Origin of the sequence: Microbacterium sp. NPDC089698, from assembly GCF_044749045.1 — a bacterium.
Classification (GTDB): Bacteria; Actinomycetota; Actinomycetes; order Actinomycetales; family Microbacteriaceae; genus Microbacterium.
In genome coordinates this window covers 876092-901083 of sequence record NZ_JBIVHE010000001.1, presented here as the reverse complement: position 1 = coordinate 901083, position 24992 = coordinate 876092, and the positions used below count along the sequence as shown (strand labels likewise).

The following is a 24992-nucleotide window of genomic DNA, read 5'->3' as shown; positions in this document are numbered from 1 at the left end:
ATACGATGTGTGAGATTTCAGCGGTCGTTCCGATCGCCCGAGCATGGGGAGGACCGCGATGAGCCAGGGTTCCACGGCACACGCGCGCGAGGTCGCACTGGCGTCCGGCGACACGGTCGTCCTGTCCTGGGCCGGGGCGACCGACACCGGTCGGCGCAGGGAGAACAACCAGGACTCGCTGCTGGCGGAGTTCCCGCTGTTCGTCGTCGCGGACGGGATGGGCGGCCACGCGGGCGGCGAGATCGCGAGCCAGCGCACGATCGCCCGTCTCGAGGAGGCCGTCGCCGCGGGCGAGATCACGACGCAGACGATCGAGGCGGCGCTGGTCGCCGCCGTGCAGGACATCACGGCGCACCCCGACACCACGGACGAAGGCACCGGGACGACGCTGACCGGCGTGTTCTTCACCCTCGTCGGCGACGACGCGCGCTGGGTGTCGCTGAACATCGGCGACTCCCGGGTCTACCTGCTCCGCGACGGCGTGCTCAATCAGGTGACGACGGACCACTCCGTCGTCCAGGAGCTGATCACCGCCGGCCGGCTCAGCCCCGAAGAGGCCGAGGGACATCCCTACAGCAACGTGATCACCCGTGCCGTGGGGGTCAGCGAGGCGCTGCCGCCCGACTACCGCGAGTTCAGCGTGCAGGACGGCGACCGGTTCGTGATCTGCTCCGACGGGCTCACCAAGGAGCTCACCGACTACGGGATCCAGCACTTCCTCGGACTCAATCCGAGTGCCGACGCCGCGGTCGACGCGATGCTCTCCGCTGCGCTGGAGAACGGCGGACGCGACAACGTCACGATCATCGTGGTGGACGTGCGGCGCGGCGCGAGCGACGACGGATCGTCCTCCACCGTGCCGATCCCCGTCCTATAGCGCACCGGTTGCGCGGAGGCCGTCCCACGAAGGGACGGTTCGCGGTGGGATGGCGGGATGGATCCCACCGAGACGATCGTCCTCCCCGCTGCCGTTGCGGCCCCGCCGCGAGGCTCGCTGCCCCTGCTCGCCGCAGTCGTGCCGGTGGTCTCCGGCGTCGTCCTGTTCGCGGCGACGGGCTCACCGCTGTCGCTGTGCTTCGCGGCTCTCGGGCCGGTCATGATCCTCGGCTCCTTCCTGGACGGCGTGCGGCAGCGGCGCCGCGCCTCGCGCCGTGCACGCGCCGATGAGGAGAGGGACTGGGCGCAGGTCGAACGGGTCGTGGCGGACCTCGAGGCGGACGAGCGCGGGCGCCGGCTGCGCGCCGCCCCCGATGTCGCCGCGTGCCTGGCGGATCCGCCGACGCGCCAGGTCGCCCTCGCGGGCAGCGTCGAGGTCGCGGTCGGTCGGGGTGAGGGCGCCTCGCCGCTGCGGTTCAGCGGCGGGGGAGCACGGGCGGAGGCGTTCCGCGCGCGGCATCGGCGCCTGTCGGGAGTGCCGGTGCCGGTGCGTCTCTCCGACGGACTCTGCGTGCGGGGGCCCGCGCCGATCGCCGGATCCGTCGCGAGGGCGCTGGCGCTGCAGCTCTGCCTTCGGCACGCGAGCGGCGCGGTCCGTCTCGTCGGAGACGGCGTCGCCGTGCTCGGACTCGGCGGACTCCCGGGCACTCCTCCCGCTCCGCACCAGGCGGGCGCGGTGCACATCGGCGCGCAGCGGACCGCGCCGTCCGGGCCGCGGCTCTGCCTGCTCGCTCCGGGGACGCCGCCGCCGGCGGGCTACCGCGCGGTGCTCGACGTCACGGAGCCCGGATCCGCCCTGCTGAGCACCCCGGACGGCGTGCTCGACTGCCGCGCGGAGGGCGTCTCGCGCGAGCAGGCGGACGAGATCGTGCGGCATCTGGCACGGGAGCAGGGGGAGGAAGAGGCGATCCCCGGCGAGGTGGCGCTGAGCGACGTGCTCCGGCTCACGCCGGCCGGAGAGGCGGAAGGCGTCGCCGGGCCGCCTCCGCCGGCGCCCGAGGGTCTGGGTGCGGGGATCGGGCGGGACGCCGTCGGGCCCGTCGTGCTCGACCTCGTCGGCGACGGACCGCATGCACTCGTGACCGGGGTCACCGGAGCGGGCAAGAGCGAGTTCCTGGTGAGCTGGGTCGCCGCGCTCGCCGCCGCCCACTCCCCGGGGCAGGTGGGCTTCGTGCTGGCGGACTTCAAGGGCGGCACGGCGTTCGAAAGGCTGCGCGTGCTGCCGCATGTGGCGTCCGTGATCACCGATCTCGACGCCGCGGCAGCCGAACGTGGCGTGCGGAGCCTTCGGGCCGAGCTGCGACGCAGGGAGGGCGTCCTCGCGTCGAACGGGGCACGCAGCGTCGAGGAGGCCGGGGGAGCGCTGGGCCGGCTGGTGATCGTCGTCGACGAGTTCGCGGCGCTGCTGCAGGAGAGCCCGGATCTGGCAGCGGTGTTCACCGACATCGCCGCCCGCGGGCGCGCTCTCGGCGTGCACCTGATCCTCGGCACGCAGCGCGCCACCGGCGTGATCCGGGACGCGCTCGCGGCGAACTGTCCGTTGCGGATCTCGCTGCGTGTCACGGATCCGGCGGACAGCAGGGCGATGATCGGCAGCGACGCGGCGGCCGCACTGCCGGGTGACGCCGGCGGCCGCGGACTCGCGTACCTCCGCCGTCCTCAGGACGCGGCGCCCGTGGCGTTCCGGGTCGCGCGCACCGGCGCAGAGGAGCTCGCGGACCTCGCGACCCGGTGGCACGGCGCGCTGCGGGTGCCGAGCCCCTGGCAGCCGGCCCTGCCGAGGAGACTGCCCAGGGATGCCCTTCCTGCGGCAGGGCGCGGGGAGATCGTGCTCGGCATCGTGGACGAGCCGGAGCAGCAGCGACAGAGTCCGTGCATGCTGCGCCTCGGCGAGGACAGGGGGTTCACGGTGTTCGGCGGCCCGGGCAGCGGCAAGAGCAGCGTCCTGAGCGCGGCCGTGGCGCAGGTGCCGGACGGCATGCTGCTGCCGGTCGATCCCGAGCAGGCGTGGTCGGTGATCGACGAGATCGCGGAAGGGCGCCGTCCGGTGCCGCCGCTGCTGGCGGTGGACGATGTCGATCGCCGCCTCGCGGCGTTCCCGTTCGACTACGCCTCTGCCTGGGCGGAGCGCCTGCAGCGCGTCATCCGCCTCGCTGCGGAGCGCGGCGGCACGGTGCTGCTCAGCGTCTCACGCTGCACCGGGCAGCTCGCCGCGCTCGCCGATCTGCTGCCCGAGCGGGCTCTGCTGCGCGCCGCGAGCCGTACGGAGCATCTCACCGCCGGAGGAGAGCCGGGCTCGTACGATCCCGACCGTCCGCCGGGTCGCGCCCGGCTGAGCGGCGCCGAGGTGCAGTTCGCGCTGCCGGAGGCGGACGGCGCGGGCCGTGCGGATCCGGCGCCTCGCCGCGGGCGCGGGACCGTGCGAGCGGGGGCGCCCCTGTGGGAGCCTCGGGCGCTGCTCGTCGGCGTGGTGAGCACGACCGCGTCGCGCACGGCCGAGACGCTCGCCGCGCGGTTCGGGCCCGGAGCGGTGCAGGCGCTCGGAGAGGGGAGCCCGGTGGTGCTGCCGGACGGGACGGGGCGGGCCGAAGCGACCGCCGCGACCGACGCGGATTCCGGTCGGATCCGTGCGGTCGGAGCGGTCGGAGGACCCGGATCCGGGCGGGACCGCTCCGCGCGTCACGAGCGGGAGCCGGGCGGCCTCCTCGTGCTCGTCGGCGATGCCGACGCGTGGCAGCGTCAGTGCGCGCTCTGGCAGCGGGTCGTCCGCACCGGCGAGGTCGTGGTGCTCGCCGAGGCCGCGCGCGACCTGCGCACGCTCGTCGGGGTGCGCGAACTGCCGCCCTATGCGGCGCCGCACGCGGGGCGGGCGTGGACCATCGATCGGGACGGTCGTCCGTCCCTGGTGATCCTCCCCGCCCCGCAGGGCGACCTCAGCCGAGCAGCTCGTCCAGCGGAGTGAGCGGCAGCTCGTGCGCGGTGGCCACGCCGGGGTTGGCGATCCTGCCGCCGGTCACGTTGAGACCGCCGGCCAGGGCGGCATCGGCGCGCAGTGCGGCCTGCCAGCCGCGACCTGCGATCTGCCGCACGTACGGCAGAGTCGCGTTGGTGAGCGCAGAGGTCGACGTGTTCGGCACCGCGCCCGGCATGTTCGCCACGCAGTAGAACACGGTGTCGTGCACGCGGAACGTGGGGTCGTCGTGCGTGGTCGGGTGCGTGTCCTCGAAGCAGCCGCCCTGATCCACCGCGATGTCCACGAGCACGCTGCCCGGGCGCATCTCGGCGACCATGTCGTTCGTGACCAGCTTCGGCGCCTTCGCCCCCGGGATCAGCACCGATCCGATGACGAGGTCCGAGTTCACGACCGCACGGCGCAGGTCGAGCGGGTTCGACGCCGCCGTCTTCACCCGGCCGCCGAAGAAGTCGTCCAGATAGCGCAGTCGCGCGATGTTGGTGTCGAAGATGGTCACATCCGCGCCCATGCCCGCCGCGATCACGGCGGCGTTCGCGCCCGCGACTCCGCCGCCGATCACGGTCACGGTGGCGGGACGGGTGCCGGGGACGCCCGACATCAGCAGGCCGAGGCCGCCGTGCGAGCGCATCAGCGTGTTCGCGCCGACCAGCGGTGCGAGACGCCCCGCGACCTCGCTCATGGGGGCGAGCAGCGGCAGCGCACCCGACGCCAGCTGCACGGTCTCGTAGGCGATCGCCGTCATGCCCGACTCGGCGAGCCGGTCGGTGAGCGGGCGGTCGGCGGCGAGGTGCAGATACGTGAACAGCACCAGGTCGCTGCGGAAGCGGTGGTACTCGCTGGCGATCGGCTCCTTCACCTTCAGCACCAGCTCGGCGCGGGCCCAGACCTCGTCGGCGTCGTCGAGCAGCGTCGCTCCCGCCTCCACGTAGTCGGCATCCGACATCGAGGAGCCGGCACCGGCGCCGGACTGCACGAAGACCTCATGACCGGCCTGCACGAGATCGTGCACGCCGGCGGGCGTGAGGGCGACCCGGAACTCGTTGTTCTTCACCTCGCTGGGGACAGAGATCCTCATCGTGGCTCCTTTCCTTCCCTAAGACGGGTACGGCCCCTTCTGGGGGCGCTCAGATTCCGGCGCCGGGGTGGATGGCCCCCACGCCGCTGCCGCCTCCGAGGACGGCAAGTGGAAGGGCCGAGGCGAGGCCCTCGACCTGCGCGTCGGTCAGCGCGCCCGCGCGGGCGAGCAGGGTGGCGGCGACGATCGTCGCCGCGCGGCCGGAGCCGTCGAGCATCTTCAGGGCGACCGTGGCGCCGTTCGGCGCGACCATCACCATCACGCCCTCCGCGCCGTGCTTCGCGAACACGCCGAGCTTCTCGATCGCGATCGTGTCGGGGCGTCCCGGCCCCTCGATCGTCCACGGGTTCTCCCGGACCGTGCGCACCAGCGCACCCGCGACCCGGTGCAGGGCGAACGGCGAGCGCTCCGACGCGGTCCCGATGCGGTGCACGGCCCTGGCGAGGCCGGTGAGCGTGATGGCGTGCACGGGGGCGCCGCAGCCGTCGATGGCCGTCGCCGCGACGCGCTCGCCGCTGAGGCGCTCGACGACGTCCTTGATGTGCACCTGCAGGGGGTGGTCCAGGTCGAGGTAGCCGGCGGTCGGCCAGCCGTTCGCGATGCAGGCGCGCAGCATCGTGGCGTGCTTGCCGGAGCAGTTCATCCGGATGCGCGCCTTGCCGGCGTGATCGCGCACGAGCTCGTCCCTCGTCCCCGAATCGCCGGGCCAGTCGGCGGGGCAGCCCAGGTCGTCCTCGGTGAGGCCACCGGCAGCGAGGATCTCGCGCACCACGGCGACGTGCCGGTCGGTGCCGTTGTGGCTCGCCGTGGCGAGGCCGAGCTGCTCGCCCTCGAGCGGGGCACCGGCGGTCAGGCATGCGATCGCCTGCATCGGCTTCATGCTGGAGCGGGGCAGCACCAGTGCGTCGGAGTTGCCGTGGCGGACGACGACCTCGCCCTCCGGGGAGAGCACGACTGCCGCTCCGATGTGGCGGGATTCGACGAATCCGTTCCGTTCGACGACGGCGAGTTCCACGGCATCCTGGACGGTCAGAGTCTGCACCACGAGTGCCAGCCTAGTGGGCGCGCGCACCGCCGCCCGGCGCATTTCGACCGGGGCGGGCGCGATCCTGGCACGATGGATCCATGACCCTCGGCACGCATCGCTACGCCCTTCGCACCACCTGGACCGGGAACCGGGGCACGGGCACCTCGGGCTATCGCGACTACGACCGCGCGAGCACCGTCAGCGTCGAGGGCAAGCCGGACCTCCTGGCGTCCTCCGACAAGCCGTTCCGCGGGGATCCCGCCCGCTGGAACCCCGAGGACATGCTGCTCGCGGCGCTCAGCGAATGCCACCTGCTGAGCTACCTGCACGCGTGCGTGACGGCCGGCGTGGTCGTCGTCGACTACCGTGACGAAGCCACCGGCACGATGCAGGAGGACGGGCGCGGCGGCGGCGCGTTCACCGAGGTGACGCTGCATCCGGTGGTCACGGTCGCCGCCGAGTCCATGCGCGCGGCCGCGGAGGCCGCGCACGCCCAGGCCAACGCCTGGTGCTTCATCGCGAACTCGGTGTCGTTCCCGGTGCATCACGAGGCGACGATCCTCGTCGCGGATCCTGTCGTCTGATCGCGGATCCACCGGACGGCCGGGTGCGATCGGCGCGGTCAGCGCCGCTCGTGCGGCAGGGCCTGCTTGATCTTCTCGATCGCGCCCTGCGCCGGAACCTCGTTGTAGACGCCGGCCAGCTCCTGCTCGCTCAGCGCGTGGATCGCGGCCATGATCTCATCGGTCGCGCCGCGACGGGCGCGGCCCGAGGTCGCGGGGCCGTGGTGCGAGAGGTCAAGGGGCTCCCCGAAGCGGATCGTGACCTTCGAGCCGATCTTGGGCATGCTCGCCCCGACGGGCATCGCCTTGTCGGTGCCGATCACGCCGACCGGCACGACCTTCGCACCCGTCTGCAGCGCGAGGAACGCCGCACCGGTGCGTCCCTTGTACAGGCGGCCGTCGGTCGAGCGCGTGCCCTCGGGGTACAGCGCGACGGCAAGACCCTGCTCCAGCAGCTTGCGCTGCTCGTCCAGCGCGTCCAGCGCCGCCTGCCCCGCGCCCCGGCGCACCGGGATCGCACCGACCGCGCGCATGAAGTTCGCCACGAAGCGACCCTTGAGGCTCGTGCCCTCGAAGTAGCTCGACTTCGCGAGGAAATGCACGCGCCGGGGGGCGGCGACGGGGATCGCGATCGAGTCGATGAAGGAGAGATGGTTCGAGGCGATGATGATCGGGCCGTCCATCGGCACGTTCGCGCGGCCCTCGATACGGGGGCGGTAGATGAGCCGCGTGAGCGGGATCAGGATCATCCGGCCGAGCAGGTAGGTCGCACCGGCGCGATGCACCTCTTCGTCTTCGTCCTGGTGCTGATCCGCGACGGCTTCGTCGCGGGCCGCAGACGCTGCGGGTTCGGATTCCGGGGTCACCAGACAAGGCTAGATCAGGATCCATTCCGTGATCGGAATGCGCTCGCGCGGCGGAGAGTCGCGCAGAATCGCCCTGCCTCCCAGCGGCGGCAAAGCCCGATAGGGCAGGATAGGCGGGTTCGTCTCTACGTCTCGAGGTCCTCCGTGCGCATCCGCCTTGCCGCTGCTCTCTCCGCCGTCGCAGCGACGGCCCTCCTGCTCTCCGGCTGTGCCGGTGCCGGGAACCCCTCCGCATCCCCGTCGCCGTCCGCCTCGTCGTCGTGCCTGCTCGATGCGAAGCCGGGCAAGACCTCCGACGCGGTCAAGGTCGACGGCGAGGGCAAGGACCTGAAGATCACGGTGCCGGCCGGTACGGACATCGACGCCGCCACGTCCGTCGAGCGCACGATCCTGAAGAAGGGCGACGGCAAGAACGTCGTCGCCGGAGACCTGGTCTCCGTGCAGTACCGCCTCGTGAAGGCCGCCGACGGCTCCGCCCTGGACTCGAGCGAGCGGGGCGCGGGCGATCAGCTCCCGATCCTGCTCGACCCGAACCAGCAGTCGCTCTTCGTCGTGGCTCTGGAATGCCAGCCGGTCGGATCCTCCGTCGTCCTCGCCGTGCCCGGCAAGCTCCTCGGCCAGGGCCAGCCGTCCGTCGTGGTCTACGCGCAGTCCACGAAGAAGCTCCCGACCGTCGCCAGCGGCAAGGAGGTCGCCCCCGTCGCGGGGATGCCGACCGTGAAGCTCGCCAAGGACGGTTCGCCCGACATCACGATCCCCAAGTCGGACCCGCCGACCGAGACGAAGATCGCCGATCTCAAGCAGGGCGACGGGCCGACCGTGGGCAGCGGCGACTTCGTGATCGTGCAGTACCGCGGCGTGACCTGGGCCGACGGCAAGGAGTTCGACTCCAGCTGGAAGCGGGGGACTCCGGCGCAGTTCCAGACCACCGGCGTCGTGACCGGCTTCAAGAAGGCGCTCGAGGGTCAGAAGGTCGGCTCGCAGGTGCTCGTCGTGATCCCGCCGGCCGACGGGTACGGAGATCAGGCGCAGTCGTCCATCCCCGCCAACTCGACCCTGGTGTTCGTGATCGACATCCTCGGCACGCTGCCGTCGGCGGCGCCCGCGCAGTGATCCGCTCCTGACCCTGAACGGGGCCCGCCGCGTCACCGACGCGGTGGGCCCCGTTCGCTCTGAGGGAGCACGGCCTAGGCTGAGGCCATGCGTCGCGTCCTCATCCTCGGCTCCACCGGCTCCATCGGCACTCAGGCCCTCGACGTGATCAGGGCGAATCCGGACCGTTTCGAACTGGTCGGCCTCGCCGCGGGCACGCAGGCGGACCTGCTGGAGCAGCAGGCCGAGGAGTTCGGGGTGGACGACACGGCTCTCGGCGCGGCCGAGGCCGAGCAGCTGGTCCGGGATGTCGAGGCCGACGTGGTGCTCAACGCGATCACCGGCTCCATCGGGCTCGGGTCGACGATCGCCGCGCTCAAGGCCGGCCGCACCCTGGCGCTCGCCAACAAGGAGTCGTTGATCGTCGGCGGCACTCTCGTGACGGGGCTCGCGGAACCCGGTCAGATCGTGCCGGTCGACTCCGAGCACTCCGCGCTCGCGCAGGCGCTGCGGTCGGGCACGAAGCAGGAGGTCCGCCGGCTCGTCGTGACCGCGTCGGGAGGGCCCTTCCGCGGCCGGTCCCGCGAGGAGATGGCCGCGGTCACCCCGGCGGAGGCGCTTGCACATCCCACCTGGGACATGGGGCGCATGGTCACCACGAATTCGGCGACGCTCGTGAACAAGGGGCTCGAGGTGATCGAGGCGCACCTGTTGTTCGATGTGGACTACGAGCGGATCGAGGTCGTCGTGCATCCGCAGTCGATCGTGCACTCGATGGTGGAGTTCGTCGATGGATCCACGATCGCGCAGGCGTCCCCGCCCGACATGCGCCTGCCGATCTCGCTGGGCCTGGACTGGCCGAACCGCGTGGGCGGCGTCGGCCGGCCGATCGACTGGACCAAGGCCGCGAGCTGGACGTTCGAACCCCTCGACAACGCGGCCTTCCCGTCGGTCGCCCTGGCGAAGCACGTCGGCCGGGCCGGGCGCACCTTCCCGGCCGTCTACAACGCCGCGAACGAGCAGGCCGTGAACGCGTTCCACGAGGGGCGACTGAGCTTCCTCGCGATCGTGGACACGATCCAGCGCGTCGTCGACGCCCACGAGCCGCCCGACGAGCTCACGGTCGAGTCGCTGGCCGCCGCCGAGGCGTGGGCGCGGGCGACCGCAGACCGGATGATCGCCGCTCAGGAGTGACCCACCGGACCCGATCCTCCGGATCCGGGCGAGTGCACAGCCCCGGCACGGCCGTTTCCTAGCCCCGCACCGGTAACGTGGCGGGGTGGAGATCCTGCTATACATCGGCGGCCTGCTGTTCGTGCTGGTCGGACTCGGTGTCTCGATCGCCCTGCACGAGCTCGGGCACCTCGTTCCCGCCAAGCTGTTCGGCGTGCACGTCGGCCAGTACATGATCGGCTTCGGTCCGCGCCTGTTCTCCAAGAAGATCGGCGAGACCGAGTACGGCGTCAAGGCGCTGCCGGTCGGCGGCTTCATCTCGATGTCCGGCATGTACCCGCCCTCGCCGGGCGACCAGGACGATGGCGCAGGGCGGAGCCGGTCGCGCGGCGCGTTCCGCACCCTCATCCAGGATGCGAGGGCCGCGAACGACGAGACCATCGACCCCGAGCGCGCGAGCCGCGTCTTCTACCTGCTGCCGGTGTGGAAGCGGGTCATCGTCATGTTCGGCGGCCCGTTCATGAACCTCGTCCTCGCGGTCGTGACCTTCACGGTGCTGCTGAGCGGCATCGGACTCCAGCAGGGCACGACCACGATCGCCTCGGTCTCGGAGTGCGTGCTTCCTGCGGGATCCACCCAGACGTCGTGCTCCGCATCGGATCCGGTGGCGCCCGCGGCGCAGGCCGGAGTCAAGCCGGGGGACAGGATCATCTCGGTCGGCGGGAAGGACGTCAGCACCTTCGCCGAGGCCAGCGCGATCATTCAGGCCTCACCCGGCAAGGCCCTCCCTCTCGTCGTCGAGCGCGACGGATCCCGTCTCACGCTGCAGCTGACGCCTGTCGCCGCCCAGCGCCAGGAGGCGGATGCCAACGGACGAGCGGTCGTGGACGACAAGGGCAACGCGGTGATGCACACGGTCGGCTACGCCGGAGTCGGCGCGCAGCTCGCCTACGTGCAGCAGCCGCTCTCCGCCGGTTTCGATCAGGCGATGGCGAACACCGGGGCGGTCGTGCAGCTCATCGGCAACCTGCCGGTGCGGCTGTGGGACGTGGGCGTCTCGCTGGTCACCAACGCTCCGCGGGACCCGAACGGACCGCTCAGCGTGATCGGGGTCGGCCGCATCGCCGGCGAGGTCGCGGCGGCCGATGCTCCGCTCCTGAACCGCTTCGCCGTGCTGCTGAGCCTCATGGGGTCGCTGAACATCGCGCTGTTCGTGTTCAACCTGATCCCGCTGCTGCCCCTGGACGGGGGACACATCGTGGTCGCGCTGTGGGACGGGCTGAAGCGCGCCTGGGCCAAGGTGGCGGGGCGTCCGAAGCCCAAGCCCGTCGACGCCACCCGGCTCGTGCCGTTGACGATCGTCGTGGCGGCCCTGCTGGTCGGCATGGGCGGCCTGCTGCTCGTCGCCGATCTGTTCCACCCGGTGACGCTCGGCTGAGCTCTCAGCTCAGCGCGTGCCCGACCAGGCGCTGCAGGGTCGTCATCCCGTCGCGCGACAGGATCGACTCCAGGTGACCCTGCACGGAGGCGAACGCCGGGCCGCGCAGCGCGTACACGTCGCCTGAGGCCGGATCGGCGGACACCTCGGCGGCGCCGACCTCCGTCGTCCCGGGCGCGACGCGCGCCGTGAACGTGTTGTAGAAGCCGATCGAGGCGTCCTCGCCGAACACCGGCACCGCCTTCTGCAGACCCTGGTGCGGGCTGGCGAGCGGGGCCAGCTCGATCCCGACCGAGTCCGCGAGGATCTGGTGGCTGAGGCAGACCGCGAGCAGTGGACGCGCCGTCTCGCGACGGTGCGCGACGAGGGCGCGCATCCGGGCGATACGCGGGGAGGAGCCGTCCCTGGGGTCGCCAGGACCGGGCCCCGCGATGAGCAGGTCCGCGGCGTCGATCTCGGCGTCGTCGGCCTCCGACCAGGGCTGGATCCGGACGTCGAGTCCGAGATGGCGCAGCTGGTGCGCGAGCATCGTGGTGAAGCGGTCCTCGGCGTCCACGACCACGGCCGTGCGACCGGCGAAGGGTGCGGACGCCGACGCCTCGGTGCCGCCGTCCTGCGGGTTGATCCAGAACTCGGCGAGCCGGGCGTTGCGGGAGGCGAGCAGCGCCTGGATCTCGGGATCCTCGGCCGGGGTCGCGCCCGATCCCGGTGCGTCGTCGTCCTCGCGGGCCTCGGCGGCGGTGTCGCGCGCGACGGCGCCGATCGCGCCCAGCACGCCTGCGGCCTTGCCGTGGGTCTCGCCGACCTCGCCGGCGGGATCGGAGTGGCGCACGAGCGTGGCGCCGACCGGGACGCTGACCTCGCCGTCCTTGAGGTACACCGTGCGGATGAGGATCGGCGCGTCCAGGTCATGGCCGTCGGCGCCGTTCGGCGTGAAGAGCGCCGCCACGCCGGAGTAGTAGCCGCGGGGCTTGCGCTCGTGCCGGCGGATCACGGTGCACGCGTTCTGCATCGGGGACCCGGTCACGGTCGGCGCGAACATGGTCTCGCGCAGGATGTCGCGCGGGTCCAGCCGGCTGCTGCCGCGCAGCATGTACTCGGTGTGCGTGAGCCGCGACATCTGCTTGAGGTGCGGGCCGGTGATCCGCCCGCCGTCGGAGCAGACCGCGCTCATCATCTTGAGCTCCTCGTCGACCACCATGAACAGTTCCTCGGTCTCCTTCGTCGAGGAGAGGAACTCGCCGAGCGCCGCCGTGGTGGAGCCGCCCGCGGGGTGGCGGAAGGTGCCGGAGATGGGGTTCATGGTCACGACGCCGCCCTGGGCGACGACGTGCGCCTCGGGGCTCGCGCCGACCGCGACCACGCCGGGGGTCACGACCGCGAACGTCCAGTACGCACCGCGCTCGTGCTCGAGCAGCGCGCGGAACCAGGTGAGCGCGGCCGTGCGCTCCGCCGCGGGGACCGTCGTGTCGATGCGCGCCGTATAGTCGCGGCGGATCACGAAGTTCGCGCCCTCGCCGCGCCCGATCTCGTCGGCGATCACGCGCTCGACGATCGCGGCGTACTCGTCGTCGCTGAGGTCGAAACCGCCGTCCTGCAGCGGGATCGGATCCGCCGGCAGCGCCGCGCGCACCTCGTCCGCGGGCAGGTGCAGGTGCTCGTCCACGATCAGGCAGCGGAGCGGAGCGCCGTCGTCCTGCGCCTCGAAGCCGCGCTCGCGGACCTGGCGATAGGGGACGAGCGAGAACACCTCGCGGCGCTCGCCGCCGGTGCCCAGCGGGATGTCGGCGAGGTTCGTGACGTCGACGATCTCGCCGGTGAGCAGCTCGACGCTGTCCGAGCCTTCGCGGGCGAGCAGGACGAAGGACGAGTCGAGGGCGTGGATCCGGTCGGCGGTGGTCATTGAGGGTGCTCCTGAAAGAGGGATCCGACGCGGCAGAAACGACAAGACCGCCCCGGAAGGCGGTCTGGATCGTGGGTCGCGAACTCTCCGCCTAAGAGGCGGGCCACCAAGAGCGGTTCGCGGACATGCGCCGAAACTACCACACGGATCCCGTCCAGCTGCGCACGGGTACCCTGGATGACGTGCCAGCTGTGAACCTGGGGATGCCCCGGATCCCCGATGTCCTCGCCCCGCGACGCAAGAGCCGCCAGATCAAGGTCGGCAAGGTGCTCGTCGGCGGCGGCGCGCCCGTCAGCGTGCAGTCGATGACGACCACGAAGACCACCGACATCAACGGGACGCTGCAGCAGATCGCCGAGCTCACGGCCTCCGGCTGCGAGATCGTGCGCGTGGCGGTGCCGTCGCAGGACGACGCCGACGTGCTGCACATCATCGCGAAGAAGAGCCAGATCCCAGTCATCGCCGACATCCACTTCCAGCCGAAGTACGTGTTCCAGGCGATCGACGCCGGCTGTGCCGCGGTGCGCGTGAACCCGGGCAACATCCGCAAGTTCGACGACCAGGTCGGCGCGATCGCGAAGGCGGCGAAGGACGCGGGCGTCTCCCTGCGCATCGGCGTGAACGCGGGCTCGCTCGACCCTCGCCTGCTCGAGAAGTACGGCAAGGCCACCCCCGAGGCGCTCGCCGAGAGCGCGCGCTGGGAGGCGTCGCTGTTCGAGGAGCACGACTTCCACGACTTCAAGATCTCGGTCAAGCACAACGACCCCGTCGTGATGGTGAAGGCCTACCGCCTGCTCGCCGCGATGGGCGACTGGCCGCTGCACCTCGGGGTGACGGAGGCGGGCCCGGCGTTCCAGGGCACGATCAAGTCGGCGACCGCCTTCGGGATCCTGCTCGGCGAGGGCATCGGTGACACCATCCGCGTCTCGCTGTCCGCTCCTCCTGCCGAGGAGGTCAAGGTCGGCCACCAGATCCTGCAGTCGCTGAACCTGCGCGAGCGCAAGCTCGAGATCGTGTCCTGCCCGTCCTGCGGTCGCGCCCAGGTCGACGTCTACACGCTCGCCGAGAACGTCACCGAGGGGCTCAAGGACATGACCGTGCCGCTGCGCGTGGCGGTCATGGGCTGCGTCGTGAACGGTCCAGGCGAGGCGCGCGAGGCCGACCTCGGCGTCGCGTCCGGCAACGGCAAGGGCCAGATCTTCGTCAAGGGCGAGGTCATCAAGACCGTCCCGGAGGAGGACATCGTCGCAACCCTCATCGAGGAGGCGAACCGCATCGCCGATGAGATGGGTCCGAACGCGCCGCTCGGCACCGCGCAGGTCGTCACCAGCTGAGGGGCACCCCGTAGCGCGTGTTCCCCGTGGTGGTCCGCGTGACAGAGTGGGACTCTTCAGAGGAGGAATCATGAGCCGACTTCCCGACGCCGTGCAGCGCATGGTCGACGCCATCAACGACGCCGACACCGAGGCGTTCGTCGCCGCATTCACGCCGGACGGCTTCGTCAGCGACTGGGGCACCGTCAAGGCGGGTGCCGAGGGCGTGCGCGCCTGGGCCGGGTCCGATGCGATCGGTGCCGGCGCCCGCATGACGGTCCTGTCCGCGGACACCGACGGCGACACGACCCGTGTGCGCTTCGGCTGGCGCAGCAGCGTCTTCAACGGCGAGTCGGACGGGATCTTCGTGGTCTCCGGCGACCGTCTCGCGAGCTTCACCATCCCGCCGTCGCACTGACGTCTGCGGCCGTCCCCGTCACCTTGTCTGGAGTCCCCGTGTCGCACAGCACCGTCGTCACCTTCCCCTCGGGATCCCTCGTCGAGTCTGCGCACGTCGTCGGCGTGCACCCGGCGGAGGCCGGCGCGGTCGTCGTGCTGGACCGGACGCCGTTCCACCCCGTGGACCACACCTGGCCGGATCAGCCGGGCGACCGGGGTGCGCTGCGCCTGGAGGGCGTGGAGGGCGTGGAGGTCGCGGTGACCGAGGCCGTCATGGCGGCGGTGAGCGATGAGGGCGAGGTCGCGGTCGGTGCGGACATCCCGGTCAAGCGCGGTGCGGAGGGGTGGACCTGGCTGGTCGGACACCGGGTCGACTCCCTTCCCGCGGCGTTCGCCGCGGGCGCCGTAGCGGAGGCCACGGTCGATGCGGAGCGTCGTGCCGGGTTGAGCCGTGGGCACACCGCCTGTCACCTCGCCTCGCTGGCCCTGGACTTCGCGGTCGCCGACCTGTGGCGCAAGGATCCCGGAACCGACGCGCTTGGCAACCCCGATTTCGAGGGGCGCGCGAACCAGACGAGCTTCATCGACGAGGGCGGCGCGGTCGACGAGTACCGGCTCGGCAAGAGCCTGCGCAAGGCAGGGTTCGACACCGAGGGTTTCGCTGCGTCGCTCGCGGAACGCGAGGAGCGCATCAACGCCCAGCTCGCGGCCTGGGTCGCGTCCGGCGCGTCGAGCCGGATCGAGGTCGACGGCGAGACGATCGTGGATCGTCGCCGCTGGGTCTGCGGACTTCCCGAGGGCACCGCGTCGATCCTCTGCGGTGGCACGCATGTGTCGTCGCTTGCGGAGTTCGCGTCGATCCGGGTGTCGCTGGATCTGACGGATCCGCAGCTGCTCGTGATGACCACCTCGGTGGTGCCGGTGTAGCCGAGGCGTCCTGATTCCCAGCGTTTGTCGATGGGCACGTAGGGTCGCGTGCGCCGGGGCGCGCAGGGGACCGGTCGTCGGTGCGTCGGTGCGTCGGTGCGTCGGTGCGTCGGGGTCGTCCCGGTGTGTCGGCGGGAGGCGGCGTCGCCCCTTCGTGTCATCGACGGAGGAGTCCGCGGCCGTCCACCCGGGACCGATTGACCGTGAAGGCCGTCTGCTGCCGTCCTCCCCTCACGCCGCCGGGCGGAAGCGCTTCCGCCAGGATTCGGGCACCGCCCAGGCGTACCGGAGCGCAGGTCTGGGCGGGAGCGCGATCGTCTGACCGCGGGGGTGATGGAGCACGAAGTCGTCTTTCCCGCGGCGAGAGATCCGCCACCCGCCGTGGTGCAGCTGCATGTGGTGGAAGCGGCAGAGCAGTATTCCGCGGTCGATGTCGGTGCGGCCGTCGTCGCGTGACCACTCGTCGATGTGGTGCGCCTCGCCGAAGGACGGGGGCCGGTCGCAGCCCGGCCACCGGCATCCGCCGTCGCGGATGGCCAGCGCGACGCGCTGCTTCGCGGTGAAGAGCCGGTGCTCGCGGCCGACGTCGAGGGGGTTTCCGCAGGCATCGACGGTGAGCGGCACCGATCCCGCGTCGCATGACTGCTGTTCGGCGACGGCGACCGGGAAGGTGTGCAGGTGATCCTCCGTGTGTGCGATCGGATCCGCGATGCCGTCAGCGTTCACGACCTGGACGATGCGGACACCGGCACGTCGTGCGCCGAAGACGGTCGGGGCATCGGCGAGAGCGCCGGTGCGGAGCAGATCGAGGAGCAGGTCGTAGGTGAGCTGATCGTTCGTGCGCGGATCGTCGGTCAGCGCCTGTGCGCGGGCCTTCTCCTCAGCATCGACGAATCGGGGACCGCCGGTCCGCGGGCGCATCGCATTGGCGATGATCGTGGTCGCCCACGCATAGCCCTCATCGTCGAAGTCGATCGCGCCCCGCCTGTGACCGTCGGCGGTGGTCCACACGCGGAACGAGCGCCGCGCGTACCGTTCCTGGAACCGCCGGACCGCGCCTTCGGGATCGAGCCGGTCGCGGATCGCGCGCGCCGCGGAGCTCAGCATCTCCGGAGTGTCGTGAGCAGACGCGCCGATGAGCTGTTCAGCGGCCAGCTCCCACAGTTCGTGCATGAGCACGTCGTGCTCGGTGTCGTCGGGCCCTTCCTTCGTCGCGTCGGCCGGGGGCGGGTCCGCGAGACCCTGGCGGATGGCGTCGTGCTGCGCGGCGGTGAGTCGCCCGTCGAGCAGGGCGCGATCGAGTCCGGCGTGCCAGAGCACAGTCGGCTTCTCCGCGCGAGTCGACTCGCCGTCCGCTGGTGGGTCGCCTTCGCCCGGCTCGGAGGGAGCCGCCGCCGTCGCCGAGGCGAGCAGCGACTCCCCGATGCGGACCTGCCGGCTGGCCTCGGCTCGCGTCGATCCCGTGAGCTCCTGCACGAGCGAGGTGACGTTCCTGTGCCCGCGGGTCTGGGCGAGACCGGCCTGCCCGGCTTCGCGGGAGGACCGGGCGGCGACGACACCGGTGGCCGCCGCGCGGATTCTCTCCCCGCTCTGGACCAGCGCGGTCGCCGCCGCGATCGCCGCGACCGCCTGGGCATCGTCGAGTCTCTCGGCGAGAGCGACCAGCTCCGTCGATTCGAGAGCCTCACCGAGAAGCGCGCGCAGGGTCTGCACCTGTGCGTCGATCTCAGTGAAAAGTTCCATGCTCCATTCTCTCGACGGCCACCGACATTCGGAGAACTGATCCAGGATCGGGGAAGAACTTCGAGCGAGTGCGGGCCTGTGCGGACCGAGACCCCGGTCGCTCACCACATCGCGCGCAGCACGCGTTCGGCGTCCTCGGGGGAGAGGCCGTCGCGTCGGGCGGCGGCCGCGAGCGCCCGCGCCGCCTCGGCGACCGCACGCGAGACGGGCGTCGCCGACCGGCTCACGCGAGTACCCGCGCCCCTGCGGGACACCACGAGCCCCTCTTCCTCGAGCTGCTTGTACGCCCTGGCCACGGTGCCGGGGGCGACGCCGAGGTCGGAGGCCAGTTGGCGCACGGAAGGCAGCCGTTCGTCCGCGGCGAGGCGGCCGGTCGTGATCAACCCGCGAAGCTGGCCGTGCACCTGCTCGGCGGGCGTTCCACCGGTGGCGGAGAGAGCGATGATCATCGCGCGAGGGACGGGGAAGGAGAAGCCTGCCGCACAGGCGTCGGGACGGCGCTGAGGGCGATCAGGATCCACATCGCCAGACCGATCGTCTCGGCCACCGGCGAGGCCCACGCGAAGACGGGTTCCATCGCGGCCAGCGGGCTGGGGATCGTGATCGTCCCCTCGTGCGGGGACAGCAGCTCCGATGCGGTCGAGGCGGCGCCGTGCAGCCGGCTCAGGACGAAGCCGAGGTGCACGAGCAGGGCGCCCAGCGCGGCGCGACCGATGTTCGCGGCGCGAAGACGTCGAAGAGCGGTGTCCTCATCGACGGGGGCGTCCCAGGCGGGCCGGGGGACGGACCACCATGCGATCGCGGTGACGACGAGGAGCAGGGCGAGCGCGACCATCGCCGGCACCGAGTAGTACCAGCCGTAGGTGCCGAACCCTGAGCGGGCGCCGTTCGTGCCGATCGCCTCCCATCGCTGGGTGTAGCGTCCCGCGCCGTCGGGCCGGGAGGGAGCGCCCAGCGCGACGGTCAGCGCGAGCACGAGCGCGCCGACCGCGAGCACGCCGGCGATCCACCATCCGCTGAGGAATGCGTGCAGGGTGCGGGGCGCGATCTCCGCCGACCCCGCTCGAGTGCCTCGGGGGAGGCGCACCGCCAGCAGCAGAACGGCCAGGGATCCGAGGGCGAGCGGAAGGACGGCCCTGAAGCGCTCCAGCTGATAGGCGTCCCCCACGGACATCGCGGGGGAGAGCCACCAGATGACGGTGCGGACGACGAGGAACGCGATCACGGGGACGGCGCCGGCGAGCATGGTCGCCATCATCGCGGCGCGCCCGTGCCGGGGGAGGGCGCGCCGCCACAGGAGGCGGGCGATGAGCGCGCCCGCGAGGCCGGCCACGGCCGGGCCGAAGACCATGAGCACTGCGATCCACATGGGCGCCTCCTATGTATCAATCGACTGATACATAATGTATCCGTCGAGTGGTACATCGGCAATGGTCAGCGCCGGTCCAGCCCCCGGTCGTCGATCCAGGTCCGCCAGGGCGTCACCGTGCGGATGAACGCCACCGCGTCGAACGCGTCGCGCGCGCGGCCGGGCTGGACCACATCGCCGTTGTGCCACCCGGTCGAGACGTCGAGTCCGAGGGCGGCCGCCTCCGGCGCGGTGCGCAGATCGAAGAAGGCGTCGCCGATCCCTGAGCGCTCGATCGCCGCATCGAGGCTGGACGGATCGAGCCTTGCGATCGGCGCGGTGAAGGGACGGGAGTGCCCCGGGGGATCGGCGGGATCCGGCCGGTGCAGCCATTGCTCGCCGCCGCCGAACGCGGTCCCGATCACCACAAGGTCGTCGCCGAGCCGATCGGCGAGGTGCCCGCCCATGGTCGTCATCGGATCCGGGACGAACGGCGGAGCGGAGAACGGGGTGCGCTGCACATGGCCGTTGGCGGCCGCGACCACGATGCGCGGCTCGCGCTGCAGGATCCACTCCACCGTGTCGGCCATCCACGCATCGCGGATGTTCGCGGCGGGCCAGGTGCGGGTGGGCCCTGCAGCCATCGCCTGCAGGAACGCGTCGGCCGCCTGGGCGCTCTCGGCCGCGCGGATCGCGAGGTCGACCCGCTGTTCCGCCAGAGCGCCGCCGTCGAGAGCCGCGATCTGCTCGCACCGCCGGGCCCGGATGCGTGCGGCGAGATCGGCGATGCCGACGGTGATGACCGCGCGCTCGGGCGCAGGCAGCGCCAGATACGCCCGGAGGGAGGGCGCGGCCTGTGCCAGACCCGTCCGATCGTCGGGGAGATAGCCGAACAGCGGCAGCACGGTCTCACGGACGTGCGCGGCGTAGTGCGGATCCGTCTCATCGAGCACATCGAGCGCGGCGAGGACTCCGGGAACCGCGCTCGCCGAGGAGTCGGGCAGATCCATTCCGTACCAGCGAGGGGCGGAGCGCCCTGTCGCGGTGCGCTCGCGCATCCAGGTGAGCTGGTCGAGCATCTCCTGGCAGGCGCCGAACCCGTACGAGACCCCGTTGCGCAGGGTGTCCCGCAGGCCTCCGCGCCCGGTGCGGATCCAGTCGTCGACGAGCCTTCCCTCCGGCAGTCCGCTCTCCGTCACGAGGGCCGTGAAGCCGGCACGGCGGTGCAGGAACCGGAACACGCGGTGGCGCAGCGCGAAGAACTCGTGCACGCGGTGCATCGACTCGCCGATCGAGACGACGCGCGCATCTCCGATGATGTCCAGGAGCGGCTCGAGGTCCGCATCGTCGTCCTCATCCGGATCGAGCGTGCGCAGGCGATGCGCGGAGCCGTGGAGCCACGCGGCCAGGTCGTCCGCGGCGCCCTCAGCGGACCGCAAAGGAGACCTGCCCCTTCGCGACGTCGACGGCGTTCAGCACCACCTGGATGGTCGCGCCCGCGGCGACCGAGTCCGGCAGCGCCATCGAGGCCGTCACCGGCGGATCCGCGATCTGCACCGTGCCGCGCTCGCCGTTGCGGCGGATCACGACCGCCGCGAAGGCCTCGCCGACGTGCGGCGCGAGCACGGCGGCCTCCACCAGGTCGAGCGTGCGCGAGTTCAGGGCGGACGACCGCTGCGCGCCGGCGCGCATCAGGTCCGGAATCTGCGTCATGCTCTCGTGCACCCACGCCGGGATCTCCTCGCCGCGGCTCACCGCGAGCGAGATCGCGAGGGACCAGCGGTCCACGAGGCGTCGCAGCGGAGCCGTGGCGTGCGCATAGGGTGCGGCGATCGCGGCCTGGGTGGTCTCCGCCGGGACCTCGCCGTCGAAGGCGACGTAGCCCGCGCCGCGGAACAGTGCGGACGCCGCCTCCAGGATCGGCAGGGTGCGCGGATCGTCCCGGTCGAGGCCGCGCAGGTAGTCGCCGTAGCGGCCCGCCGTCCACGGCACGCCGAGCGCCTCGGTCTGCCGGCGGAAGGTGTCGAACGCGGCATCGTCGGGCTGGGGCATGGTCCGCAGGATCCCGACCTTCGCCTGCAGCATGAACTGCGCCGCGGCCATGCCCGTCATGAGCGAGAGCTGCGCGTTCCAGTCCTCGATCGGCAGGGGCGTGCGGCGCTCGATCGCGTAGGTGCCGTCGTCATGGCGCACGACCTCGTCGTCCGGCAGGTTCAGGCTCGCGCCGCCGCGCTGCGCCTCCTGCGCCAGGCGCAGGCGCCCGATCTCGGGCAGGAGCGCAGCCGGGGTGTCCCTGCCCGCGTCGAGGTCGGCCTGGGTCGTGACGTAGTCCAGCTTCGCGCGGGACCGGATCAGCGCGCGTTCCAGGCGTGTGTCGGTGACCGCTCCGGTCGCGTCCAGGGCGAACGTCCACACGAGCGCGGGGCGATCCTGATCCGGCAGCAGTGAGGCACGATCCTCGCTGAGCACGGGCGGATGCAGCGGGATCGTGCCGTCCGCCGCGTACAGGGTCTCGCCGCGCGCTCGGGCGGCCTCGTCGAGCGCGCCGCCGGGCGTCACGAACGACGGGACGTCCGCGATCGCGTAGCGGACGGTGTACCCCGTTCCGCTCCGCTCGAGCTGGAAGGCCTGGTCGAGATCCATGGATCCTGCCGGATCCAGCGTGGCGAAGGCGATGTCGCGCAGGTCGAGGTCGGGCGCGGGGGCCGTGGCCGATGCGGCCTCCGCCTGGGCCTCGGGGGAGAATCCCGTGGGCGCATCGATCTCGGTGCGCAGAGCCGCGAGCGCGGTGGCGAGCTCGCTCTGCGCTGCGGACGGGGCGACGTGCGGTCGGCGCTGCAGCATGGGTTCAGCCTAGGCCGCCCTCCGCGTCCGAGCCGGGTATTAGCGTGGTGTCCATGACCACCTCTGCCGACAAGGCCCGCACCCTCGCCGCGCTGTACGCGGCTCCCGAGATCCTCCGCGTCGTGAACGTGTGGGATGTCGTCTCCGCCCGGGCGATCGCCGCCCTGCCCGAGACCACGGCCATCGCCACGGCGGGCCACTCCATCGCCTCCTCCTACGGTTACGCCGACGGCGCGATCCCGCGCGAGCTCATGCTCGACATGGTCGGACGTATCGCGGCCGCGGTCGATCTGCCGGTGACCGCCGACCTGGACGACGGGTACGGCGACGCCGGGGAGACCGTGCGCCTCGCGATCGGCGCCGGCGTCGTCGGTGCGAACGTCGAGGATCGGCTGCGCCCCCTCGCCGAGGCGGCGGCCGATGTCGAGGCCATGATCCGCGCCGGAGAGGCAGAGGGGGTTCCGTTCGTGCTCAACGCGCGCACCGACGCCTTCGTCCGCGGGGGAGGCCGCCCGGTCGAGGAGTCCGTCGCTGACGCGATCGCGCGCGGCCGCGCCTACCTGGAGGCCGGCGCCACCGCGGTGTTCGTGCCGGGGATCCTCGACGCCGACACCACCCGCGCCCTCGTCGAGGGGATCGGCCACGGCAAGGTCAGCGTGATCGGCCTGCCCGGCGCGCTCACCTCGACCGAGTACGAGGCCCTCGGCGCCGCCCGCATCTCCTTCGGCCCGCTCCCGCAGCGCGTCGCCCTCACCGCACTGCAGGACAACGCGTCGGAGATCTACGCCGGCGGGGTCATCCCGGCGAGCACGCGCGCGCTGAACTGATCCCTCCCCGCCGATCGCCCCGCCTCTGCAACCCGCACGGGCGGGGCGATCGCCGTCAGTAGACTTGTCCGGTGGTCACACGTCTCTCGAACTTCTTCCTCCGCACGCTCCGCGAAGACCCGGCCGGCGCCGAGGTCGCGAGCCACAAGCTGCTGATCCGCGCCGGATACATCCGACCGCAGGCGTCGGGCATCTTCGCCTGGCTTCCGCTGGGCCTGCGCGTCAAGGCCCGGATCGAGAAGGTCGTCCGCGAGGAGATGGCCGCCGCGGGCGCGCAGGAGGTGCACTTCCCGGCGCTCATGCCGCGTGAGGCATACGAGGCGACGGGGCGCTGGGAGGAGTACGGCGATCTGCTCTTCCGCCTGCAGGACCGCAAGGGCGGCGACTACCTCCTCGCACCCACGCACGAGGAGGCGTTCACGCTGCTCGTGAAGGATCTGTACTCCTCGTACAAGGACCTCCCGCTGACGATCTACCAGATCCAGGACAAGTACCGCGACGAGGCCCGTCCGCGTGCCGGCCTCCTGCGCGGCCGCGAGTTCACCATGAAGGACGCCTACTCCTTCGACGCCGGCGACGCCGGTCTCGAGGCGAGCTATCAGGCGCAGCGCGATGCCTATGAGCGCATCTTCCAGCGCCTGGGCCTGGAGTACGTGATCGTGCAGGCCGACGCCGGCGCGATGGGCGGATCCCGCAGCGAGGAGTTCCTGCACCCGACCCCCGTCGGCGAGGACACCTTCGTGCGCTCCGCGGGCGGTTACGCCGCCAACGTCGAGGCGTACACGACCGCGATCCCCGAACCCCTCCCGTTCGACGCGGACGGTGCGCCGGTGATCTTCGACTCGCCGAACACGCCCACGATCGAGACGCTCGTCGCGCACGCGAACGCGCACCTCGACGGGGAGTTCACGGCGGCGGACACGCTCAAGAACGTGGTGCTCGCGCTCACGCACCTCGACGGCACGCGCGAACTCGTCGTCATCGGAATCCCGGGCGACCGAGAGGTCGACGAGAAGCGGGCGGAGGTCGCCTTCGCCCCGGCCGAGATCGAGGCGGCGACCCCCGAGGACTTCGAGAAGCACCCGCTGCTGGTCAAGGGCTACATCGGCCCGTGGTCGCCGACCGGCGCGATCCTCGGCGAGGAGTCCGCGACCGGGATCCGCTACCTCCTCGACCCCCGCGTCGTCGAGGGCTCGAGCTGGATCACGGGCGCGAACATCGACCAGAAGCACGCGCACTCCGTGATCGCGGGCCGCGACTTCTCGGCCGACGGCATCGTGGAGATCGCGAACGTGCGCGAGGGCGATCCCGCACCCGACGGATCCGGCCCCGTGCATCTCGCGCGCGGCATGGAGATCGGCCACGTCTTCCAGCTCGGCCGCAAGTACGCCGAGGCGCTCGGGCTCAAGGTGCTCGACGAGAACGGCAAGCTCGTGACCGTCACGATGGGCTCCTACGGCATCGGCGTGACGCGCATCCTCGCGATCATCGCCGAGCTCAACAACGACGACAAGGGCCTCATCTGGCCCGCCTCGGTGGCGCCGTTCGACGTGCACGTCGTGGCCGCCGGTCGAGACCAGATCGCGTTCGACGTCGCCGCGGATGCGGCGGCCCAGCTCGAGGCCGCCGGGCTCGACGTGCTCTACGACGACCGTCCCAAGGTCTCGCCCGGCGTCAAGTTCGGCGACGCCGAGCTCGTCGGCGTGCCGCGCGTGCTCGTCGTGGGCCGCGGCGCGGCCGACGGTCAGGTCGAGCTGTGGGATCGCCGCAGCGGAGAGCGCGACACGATCTCCCTCGCGGAGGCCCTGCAGGCCCTCACCGCACGCTGAGCGCCGCACACCAGCGGTGAAGGCCCCGGGATCCGTCGAGGATCCCGGGGCCTTTCGCAGGCGGTCACTCCGCGGCGATCTCGCAGCCCAGCGCGAGCGACGCGTAGGAGAGGATGTTCGCGCGATAGGTCGTCGCGCCGAGCTCCAACCCGATCAAGGGGTAGAGGTCGTACGCGTCTTCGAGCGCGACGATGTTGCGCGCGATCACGGTGAGCTCCGCCGCGGGCCGGAAGACGCCGAGCGCCGCCCCGATCTCGATCGTGGATCGATAGAGACTCACCTGGCGCTCCACGATCGAGCGGTGCAGCGGGCGGTACTGGGGCTGCTCGCGCAGCAGCGGGATGCTCTCGTACGCCATCCGCAGATGGTCGCTGATCTCATCCGGTACGCCGGCTTCGACGAGTTTCGCGAGCCGCCGGATCGGATCCGGCTCCTGCTCCGCGATCACCCTGCGGTGCTCGTACATCTCCTCCAGCACGCCCTCGACGGTCGCGTACATGAGGTCGTCGAAGCTGGGGAAGTAGTACAGCACGCTGCCCGCGCTCACCGAGGCCTCGGCCGCGACCGCACGGACGTTGGTCGCATTCAGGCCGCTCCGGCCCGCGACCCGGCGGGTGGCCGAGATGAGCTCGGCACGGCGCGCGCTGTGCTTGTGCGGTGCCGGCACGGCGACCCCTTCCTGCGGACCCTGCGAGCCGCCGCGTCCCGATCCTGG

The 24992-nt window shown here is 71.8% G+C and carries 21 protein-coding genes; 11 read left to right on the top strand and 10 right to left on the bottom strand.

Annotated elements, in window-relative coordinates; translation table 11 throughout:
• The first annotated feature begins 58 nt into the window (after positions 1-58).
• Positions 59-877, top strand: coding sequence for a protein phosphatase 2C domain-containing protein (locus ACIPY5_RS04290; protein WP_309357282.1), 819 nt, complete (start codon positions 59-61; stop codon positions 875-877).
• Positions 878-934: 57 nt separating this feature from the next.
• A complete protein-coding gene (locus ACIPY5_RS04285) occupies positions 935-3898 on the top strand; it encodes an FtsK/SpoIIIE domain-containing protein (RefSeq protein ID WP_400967094.1) in 2964 nt (987 codons plus the stop codon).
• On the opposite strand, the gene ald is transcribed toward ACIPY5_RS04285, so the two are convergent.
• Together ald and ACIPY5_RS04275 are read right to left on the bottom strand one after the other, a co-directional pair.
• Complete coding sequence (ald, locus tag ACIPY5_RS04280; RefSeq protein WP_400967092.1) at positions 3870-4985, bottom strand: alanine dehydrogenase; 1116 nt, start codon at positions 4983-4985, stop codon at positions 3870-3872. The two genes, ACIPY5_RS04285 and ald, sit on opposite strands and share 29 nt — an antisense overlap.
• 49 nt (positions 4986-5034) lie before the next feature.
• Complete coding sequence (locus ACIPY5_RS04275; protein ID WP_400967089.1) at positions 5035-6030, bottom strand: asparaginase; 996 nt, start codon at positions 6028-6030, stop codon at positions 5035-5037.
• Positions 6031-6110: 80 nt separating this feature from the next.
• On the opposite strand from ACIPY5_RS04275, the gene ACIPY5_RS04270 reads away from it, so the two are divergent.
• Complete coding sequence (locus ACIPY5_RS04270) at positions 6111-6596, top strand: OsmC family protein (RefSeq protein WP_400967087.1); 486 nt, start codon at positions 6111-6113, stop codon at positions 6594-6596.
• 38 nt (positions 6597-6634) lie between these two features.
• On the opposite strand, the gene ACIPY5_RS04265 is transcribed toward ACIPY5_RS04270, so the two are convergent.
• Complete coding sequence (locus ACIPY5_RS04265; RefSeq protein ID WP_309338117.1) at positions 6635-7324, bottom strand: lysophospholipid acyltransferase family protein; 690 nt, start codon at positions 7322-7324, stop codon at positions 6635-6637.
• A 261-nt stretch (positions 7325-7585) separates the two neighbouring features.
• On the opposite strand from ACIPY5_RS04265, the gene ACIPY5_RS04260 reads away from it, so the two are divergent.
• The 3 genes from ACIPY5_RS04260 (at position 7586) to ACIPY5_RS04250 (ending at position 11144) form a co-directional block, all read left to right on the top strand.
• The gene (locus ACIPY5_RS04260; protein ID WP_400967084.1) at positions 7586-8554 is read left to right on the top strand and encodes an FKBP-type peptidyl-prolyl cis-trans isomerase; all 969 of its coding nucleotides are present in this window, start codon (positions 7586-7588) and stop codon (positions 8552-8554) included.
• Between the two features lie 87 nt (positions 8555-8641).
• Entirely contained in the window at positions 8642-9727 is a 1086-nt protein-coding gene (dxr, locus tag ACIPY5_RS04255; protein ID WP_400967082.1) for a 1-deoxy-D-xylulose-5-phosphate reductoisomerase, read from the top strand.
• Positions 9728-9812: 85 nt separating this feature from the next.
• Positions 9813-11144 carry a M50 family metallopeptidase gene (locus tag ACIPY5_RS04250; RefSeq protein WP_400967079.1) on the top strand — a complete coding sequence of 444 codons (1332 nt, stop codon included), beginning with the start codon at positions 9813-9815 and terminating at the stop codon, positions 11142-11144.
• Positions 11145-11148: 4 nt separating this feature from the next.
• On the opposite strand, the gene ACIPY5_RS04245 is transcribed toward ACIPY5_RS04250, so the two are convergent.
• A complete protein-coding gene (locus ACIPY5_RS04245) occupies positions 11149-13047 on the bottom strand; it encodes a chorismate-binding protein (protein ID WP_400967076.1) in 1899 nt (632 codons plus the stop codon).
• Between the two features lie 182 nt (positions 13048-13229).
• Between ACIPY5_RS04245 and ispG the strand changes: the two genes are divergently transcribed.
• From ispG to ACIPY5_RS04230, 3 genes are all read left to right on the top strand, one after another.
• Entirely contained in the window at positions 13230-14381 is a 1152-nt protein-coding gene (gene ispG / locus ACIPY5_RS04240; protein WP_181158161.1) for a flavodoxin-dependent (E)-4-hydroxy-3-methylbut-2-enyl-diphosphate synthase, read from the top strand.
• Between the two features lie 70 nt (positions 14382-14451).
• On the top strand, positions 14452-14778 hold the full coding sequence (locus ACIPY5_RS04235; RefSeq protein ID WP_400967072.1) for a nuclear transport factor 2 family protein: 327 nt from the start codon (positions 14452-14454) through the stop codon (positions 14776-14778).
• A gap of 38 nt (positions 14779-14816) precedes the next feature.
• Entirely contained in the window at positions 14817-15686 is an 870-nt protein-coding gene (locus tag ACIPY5_RS04230) for a hypothetical protein (RefSeq protein ID WP_400967069.1), read from the top strand.
• Between the two features lie 231 nt (positions 15687-15917).
• Here ACIPY5_RS04230 and ACIPY5_RS04225 read toward each other — a convergent pair whose 3' ends face one another.
• From ACIPY5_RS04225 to ACIPY5_RS04205, 5 genes are all read right to left on the bottom strand, one after another.
• The gene (locus tag ACIPY5_RS04225) at positions 15918-17429 is read right to left on the bottom strand and encodes an HNH endonuclease (protein WP_400967067.1); all 1512 of its coding nucleotides are present in this window, start codon (positions 17427-17429) and stop codon (positions 15918-15920) included.
• Between the two features lie 101 nt (positions 17430-17530).
• A complete protein-coding gene (locus tag ACIPY5_RS04220; protein ID WP_309338061.1) occupies positions 17531-17878 on the bottom strand; it encodes a GntR family transcriptional regulator in 348 nt (115 codons plus the stop codon).
• The gene (locus tag ACIPY5_RS04215; RefSeq protein WP_400967063.1) at positions 17875-18798 is read right to left on the bottom strand and encodes a hypothetical protein; all 924 of its coding nucleotides are present in this window, start codon (positions 18796-18798) and stop codon (positions 17875-17877) included. Before ACIPY5_RS04215 ends, ACIPY5_RS04220 begins: the two co-directional genes overlap by 4 nt.
• A 65-nt stretch (positions 18799-18863) precedes the next feature.
• Positions 18864-20216, bottom strand: a complete 1353-nt coding sequence (locus ACIPY5_RS04210; protein WP_400967061.1) for an erythromycin esterase family protein — start codon at positions 20214-20216, stop codon at positions 18864-18866.
• The gene (locus ACIPY5_RS04205) at positions 20203-21621 is read right to left on the bottom strand and encodes an RNB domain-containing ribonuclease (protein WP_400967058.1); all 1419 of its coding nucleotides are present in this window, start codon (positions 21619-21621) and stop codon (positions 20203-20205) included. Before ACIPY5_RS04205 ends, ACIPY5_RS04210 begins: the two co-directional genes overlap by 14 nt.
• Before the next feature lie 53 nt (positions 21622-21674).
• Between ACIPY5_RS04205 and ACIPY5_RS04200 the strand changes: the two genes are divergently transcribed.
• On the top strand, positions 21675-22448 hold the full coding sequence (locus ACIPY5_RS04200; RefSeq protein WP_400967056.1) for an isocitrate lyase/phosphoenolpyruvate mutase family protein: 774 nt from the start codon (positions 21675-21677) through the stop codon (positions 22446-22448).
• A gap of 71 nt (positions 22449-22519) precedes the next feature.
• Positions 22520-24277, top strand: a complete 1758-nt coding sequence (locus ACIPY5_RS04195) for a proline--tRNA ligase (protein WP_400967053.1) — start codon at positions 22520-22522, stop codon at positions 24275-24277.
• A gap of 64 nt (positions 24278-24341) precedes the next feature.
• Here the strand turns inward: ACIPY5_RS04195 and ACIPY5_RS04190 are convergent, their stop codons facing one another.
• Complete coding sequence (locus ACIPY5_RS04190; RefSeq protein WP_309338073.1) at positions 24342-24944, bottom strand: TetR family transcriptional regulator; 603 nt, start codon at positions 24942-24944, stop codon at positions 24342-24344.
• Positions 24945-24992 lie beyond the last annotated feature (48 nt).

Coding starts and splice junctions, on each gene's coding strand:
- ACIPY5_RS04220 (WP_309338061.1), bottom strand. CDS start 17,878: ATGATCATCGCTCTCTCCGCCACCGGTGGAACGCCCGCCGAGCAGGTG.
- dxr (WP_400967082.1), top strand. CDS start 8,642: ATGCGTCGCGTCCTCATCCTCGGCTCCACCGGCTCCATCGGCACTCAG.
- ACIPY5_RS04270 (WP_400967087.1), top strand. CDS start 6,111: ATGACCCTCGGCACGCATCGCTACGCCCTTCGCACCACCTGGACCGGG.
- ACIPY5_RS04245 (WP_400967076.1), bottom strand. CDS start 13,047: ATGACCACCGCCGACCGGATCCACGCCCTCGACTCGTCCTTCGTCCTG.
- ACIPY5_RS04215 (WP_400967063.1), bottom strand. CDS start 18,798: ATGTGGATCGCAGTGCTCATGGTCTTCGGCCCGGCCGTGGCCGGCCTC.
- ald (WP_400967092.1), bottom strand. CDS start 4,985: ATGAGGATCTCTGTCCCCAGCGAGGTGAAGAACAACGAGTTCCGGGTC.
- ACIPY5_RS04205 (WP_400967058.1), bottom strand. CDS start 21,621: ATGCTGCAGCGCCGACCGCACGTCGCCCCGTCCGCAGCGCAGAGCGAG.
- ACIPY5_RS04285 (WP_400967094.1), top strand. CDS start 935: ATGGATCCCACCGAGACGATCGTCCTCCCCGCTGCCGTTGCGGCCCCG.
- ACIPY5_RS04235 (WP_400967072.1), top strand. CDS start 14,452: ATGAGCCGACTTCCCGACGCCGTGCAGCGCATGGTCGACGCCATCAAC.
- ACIPY5_RS04265 (WP_309338117.1), bottom strand. CDS start 7,324: ATGATCCTGATCCCGCTCACGCGGCTCATCTACCGCCCCCGTATCGAG.
- ACIPY5_RS04200 (WP_400967056.1), top strand. CDS start 21,675: ATGACCACCTCTGCCGACAAGGCCCGCACCCTCGCCGCGCTGTACGCG.
- ACIPY5_RS04290 (WP_309357282.1), top strand. CDS start 59: ATGAGCCAGGGTTCCACGGCACACGCGCGCGAGGTCGCACTGGCGTCC.
- ACIPY5_RS04225 (WP_400967067.1), bottom strand. CDS start 17,429: ATGGAACTTTTCACTGAGATCGACGCACAGGTGCAGACCCTGCGCGCG.